This window comes from Mycobacterium sp., assembly GCF_019247635.1.
Classification (GTDB): Bacteria; Actinomycetota; Actinomycetes; order Mycobacteriales; family Mycobacteriaceae; genus Mycobacterium.
The window spans coordinates 1-4,786 of sequence record NZ_JAFBAR010000064.1 but is presented as its reverse complement, the minus strand read 5'-3'; the positions used below and the strand labels follow the sequence as shown (position 1 = coordinate 4,786).

The following is a 4,786-nucleotide window of genomic DNA, read 5'->3' as shown; positions in this document are numbered from 1 at the left end:
TGCACTCGGGGTCTGACCAGTCCTACCAGGCGGGTGCCCACGCACACGCCGGAGCCGCGCGCCTATCGCAAGGACCGCTGCCGCCGGGGATGTTCGGTGATTTCGGCGCGGCCGATGTGTTCCACGAAGCTATCAACTCGTCACGTGCGCGACACGTGAAGGTCCTACAGGATCATCAAAATTCGCTGATCGCCTTGGGCGACAAGGCATATCGCGCGGCCCGAGAATTCACAGACATGGATGAGAGCAACTCGACCCAACTACGGATGGTGTGATGCGGCTTTGCCACCTAGATATTCCGCAGTTGATCAGCGCAGCCGGCGGCGACCCCTGGGCGATCAATCGGAGTCTCCAAAGTGGCTCTCCAGCAAACATATCCGATCTAGCTGAAGCATTCTATGCGGCGGGCAGATGCTCGAGCGAGGCCAGCGCACACTTCAACGAAGCACGGCTCCGCTTTGAGGCGGCCTGGAATCGGGAAAACGGCGAACATCCCATCAACGACGCCGCCGAAGTGCAGCGTACCGTTCAGGAACTCGGCTCTACATCGGCGCAGATACAGAAGGTCGCAACGGATTTGGAGACGATCGCCGCCGTCCTGGCCGAGGCGCAACGAGCCGCGAGTGATCAGATCGCCCAACTCGAAAGTCGGTTGCAGCAGATCGACGATCAACTGGGACAGGCATTTCAACTTGAGGCACGCGGACTTCTCACCGAGGAGGACCAACCCGCACTGGATGCGCTCATCCACATTGAGGACCAAGACGCTATCGACTGCACGGCAACCACCCTGCACCAAGTGAATTCAATACGCACCGCTTACTCCGATACTTTGCAGACCTCGCTTGCCGCCCTGCGCACCGACGGCTACGAACCCGGAGTGCTCCAAGCCGTCGACGCCTCAGGAACCCCATCGAGGGCCGAACCCGAATCCAACCGGCGGCAGAACGAGATCGAGGCCTTCACAAAGGTTTTCGGTAGACCACCGAGTTCCGCAGCGGACTGGGATACCGCGGAAGCTCTCGATCCGCACAGCTACAACCCAAAGAACGGCGGTGTGCCCCCGAATATCATCGTCAGTCGAATCACGCCGGTACCCGGTCAGGGCGTCGTGCGGACAAACCTGTTCATCCCAAGTCGCACGGTCTGGAATCCGGAACTCGACTGGCCGCCATACCACGAGAACCTCGGCGACAACCGCGGCTTTTCGCCCACGGCCGACCCCGAGGCATCGAGGATATCGGTATTCGTCGACTACGAAAACGGCATCATCGTGGCCCGGCAGAACCCGTCAATCGATCCGAAGGCGGGTCAAATCCGGGCAGGCACACCAGCCGTCTCAGCTGTGCAACAAAAGAACGGCGCAATTTCGATCACGTACAGCGGCGCCGACCCGTTCTCACCAGGTGGCGAAGACCTCGCCAAAGCGACGTCACTAGATGTGAACGGCACCATTGTCATTGAACCGACGGCAACAGGGCCTCGAGTAGGCGGAACCGTCACGGATTTTCCCGCAATCGAAATCTACAACGACCGGTCCGGCGCGCCGACGACATTGGTGCACTCGTGGCCAACTTACGTTGACGACGAGCTTGGTCCCATGGCGGGACTGTGGTGGCACAAGCCAATCGGAGACGAATCTGTCGAACCGCACTTCAACGCGCAGCCATGAGAGCGAAGGGATTTCAGGCCTGCCGGGCCTGCGTCAGCGTGATTCGGTGCCGGCCTGCCGACACGGCCACCGTCGCACCCACAGGCTGACCGTCGACCGACACTGTCACACCCTCCGGCAGCGCGGCCAGCCTGATGGCCGCTGCGGTATCGCTGGTCACCGTGATCGTCGACGACGGCAGCGACGCCAGACCCGCGCGCTTGAGGTCGACCGTCAAGCTGGCGACCCCGGTCAACCGCAGCGTCAGGTACGGCATCGGGGCGACCGGCAGACCCACCCGCCAGTCCAGCTCCGAATACAACCCCGGGCTTGGGTCAAAGCCCAGGACGAAGCCACGATGCCGACGAAGACTGTGCGCCGGGTCAGGCCGCGCATACGAACACACGTCGACTTCCGCGGTCGCCCCGCGGCGCTCGACCACCGCAGGATCGGCCGTCAGCTCCGATAACCACCACACCTGATGTGGCCCGATTCCCAGATCGGCCCGCACCAACTGTGGATACCACGCGAACGTGATATGCCCCGGATCGGCTTGGCGCAGGCCAGTTCCCATGTGCTCGATCGGATCCTCGAACTTGTCCTGGAAGATCCAGACGATGTGATCCTCGAGCGGATACACCGTGAATCGGTGGCGGTAACCCAACCGGTCCAGCTCGAGCACCTGCTCGGCGGCCCCGGCGAAGGGCACCAACTCGTCGACCAACCCGTGGGCGATGACGTACGGCAGCCAGCGAGCATTCACCAGCAGCTTCCACGAGTCGCCCTCGCGGGCACACGCCGAATCCAGGTCGAGATTGGCCGGAATGTCGACGTCGGGCAGCAGCCGCACCCCGCACGCCGGCGGCCCCGCCAACACGACGGCCTGCGCGAACACCTGCGGATAGGTCAGCCCGAACTTGTAGGCCGCGTAGCCGCCCATCGAGTAGCCCGAAACCACCGTGCGGTTGGGGTCGGTGCCGAGCTGTTCGGCCACCCGCGCCCACACCTCCCATACGTCGAGCTCGCCGGTATCGAAGTACCAGGTGGACGGGCCCCGGGCCAGCGGCGTGACAACCACCGAGTCACGGGTCTCGCACACCTGGTGCAACAGGTTCGGGTCGATCGCGGCGAACTGCGTCTGTCCCAGCGCAAGTGAATGCAGCAACAGCGTCAACGGCAGCTGTTGACCGGGCGCGTACGACGAGGGCAGGCACACCGAGTAGGGCTGCACTCGCCCGAGGAACTGCTGCTTGGTGCTCAGGACACTGCCGCCGGCGACGCCTTGCCCCAATTCGACCGAGGAGACGTACCAGCGCGTCGACGGGCCGGTGATCAGCGGTTCGCCGCTGTCCCCGCCGGCCGCCAGTTCCGCCCAGTCGACCGTCACCGCGAACTCTGACACGTCACCGCTGCTCAATGCCGCAGCCTGGGCGGCGTCGGACCAGAAGTTCAGGTGCGGCTGTTCCTGCTCGCTGGTGCGGAACGCGACGTTGTAGACGTTGGGCTGGCCGGGCAGCGCGCCGCGCTCGCCGGGGACGTCGGCGAAGCCGTCTCCCGCTGCGTTGGCCAATCCCCCGACCAGCCGGACCGTCCACTCGCCAGCAGGTTCCAGCAGCGATCGGGACACCTGCGCCACAAACGAGCGCGATTGAAGGTCGACACTGTGCTGGACCGGCGTGGTGACCTGGGTGGTCAGGTCGATCAGTGCAGCACCACTGCCCGAGATCAACAGCGCCATGTCGATACCTGCCGAACGCACCCCGGCCCCGCACGGCCACTCCGAGGACCCCGCGGCCTTGCGCTCGATATCGAAGGTGAACAGCGCGACCGGCACGGAAGCCTCCACCAGCGTGTTCCAGTCGATCCGCCACCAGGTGTGGGTCTCGGTGAGCCCGACGGCGACGCGGAAGATGTCGGCGCCGTTGCCCGACGCGGGCCCGTCGGGATAGACGTAGGTGCCACGCGGCGGGGCCTGGATCTTCAGGTCGCCGACCGGCAGGCCGGTGGCGCCGTGGTCGTCGTACAGGAAGTCGGTCCAGAACAAGGCACCACCGGCCACCCGGCTGGTACCGCAGGTGCGGGGAAACTCCTCGCCGAATGGCCAACCCGCCGGTACGGGGAGCCGCGGTTCGGCGCGCCGCGCCGCCGACGGCACGCCCTCGGGCATGCCGTCGACCACAACGAGTTCGGCCGGTGGGGTCGGCGACGGTTTCACGGGATGCACCACCGCGTCGGTGATGCGGCGCGCAATGCGGATCGGAAGCAGGGCCAGGTCCAGGATTGTCACGCCGCCAACTTACGCGGTGTGCCTGACACGCGGCTTAAGGCAGTGGTACGACTATCAATTCGTGCGGCCGGTTGTTGACCGAAACAGCGCCGTCGTCGGTCACGATCACGATGTCCTCGATTCGGGCGCCCCACCGGCCCGGGAAGTAGATGCCGGGCTCGATGGAAAACGCCATGCCCGCGGCCAACGGCAGATCATTGCCGGCAACGATGTAGGGCTCCTCGTGCACAGACAATCCGATGCCGTGTCCGGTGCGGTGCACGAAATACTCGGCGAGCCCGGCGGCGGCCAGCACGTCGCGGGCCGCGGCGTCGACCTCCTGCGCGGTCACGCCGGGACGAACCGCCTCAAACGCCGCCCGCTGGGCGCGTTGCAGGATCGAATAGTGCTGCGCCACATCGGCGTTGGGCTCACCGATGCTATAGGTGCGGGTAGAGTCGGAGTGATATCCCGGCTCGTAGCTGCCACCGATGTCGACGACGACGATGTCGCCCGCCTCCAGCTCGCGATCCGAATACCCGTGGTGCGGGTCGGCACCGTGCGGGCCGGATCCCACTATGACAAACGCGACCGACGAATGCCCTTCGGCGACAATCGCTTTCGCGATATCAGCGGCGACGTCGGCCTCCGTCCGACCCGGGACCAGGAACTCCGGCACCCGGGCGTGCACCCGGTCAATCGCCGCACCCGCCTTACGCAAAGCATCGACCTCGGCAGCCTCCTTGGCCATTCGCAAACCGCGCAGCACATCGGTGGCCAACACCGGCAGCACACCGAGCACGCCGGTCAGCGGTAAAACGTGCAACGCGGGCATTGAATCGGAGACGGCCACGGCGGCGGGGGCACCA

At 65.2% G+C, this 4,786-nt stretch carries 4 protein-coding genes; 2 read left to right on the top strand and 2 right to left on the bottom strand.

Features of this window, described 5'->3' with window-relative positions:
- Positions 1 to 275, top strand: a 275-nt coding sequence (locus tag JO236_RS09115) for a DUF2563 family protein (protein ID WP_293327653.1), incomplete at its 5' end; no start/stop codon positions are given.
- Positions 275 to 1,672 (top strand): hypothetical protein, encoded by a 1,398-nt coding sequence (locus tag JO236_RS09110; protein WP_293327650.1) that lies wholly within the window; start codon positions 275 to 277, stop codon positions 1,670 to 1,672. The genes JO236_RS09115 and JO236_RS09110, both read left to right, overlap by 1 nt.
- A gap of 13 nt (positions 1,673 to 1,685) precedes the next feature.
- On the opposite strand, the gene JO236_RS09105 is transcribed toward JO236_RS09110, so the two are convergent.
- Both JO236_RS09105 and JO236_RS09100 read right to left on the bottom strand, forming a co-directional pair.
- On the bottom strand, positions 1,686 to 3,938 hold the full coding sequence (locus tag JO236_RS09105; RefSeq protein WP_293327647.1) for an alpha/beta hydrolase-fold protein: 2,253 nt from the start codon (positions 3,936 to 3,938) through the stop codon (positions 1,686 to 1,688).
- A 34-nt stretch (positions 3,939 to 3,972) separates the two neighbouring features.
- Positions 3,973 to 4,786: M24 family metallopeptidase (locus JO236_RS09100; RefSeq protein WP_293327644.1), on the bottom strand; the 814-nt coding region annotated here is incomplete at its 5' end.

Bases quoted from the DNA above. Each gene is read 5' to 3' on its own strand.
- JO236_RS09110 (WP_293327650.1), top strand. From the start codon at position 275: ATGCGGCTTTGCCACCTAGATATTCCGCAGTTGATCAGCGCAGCCGGC.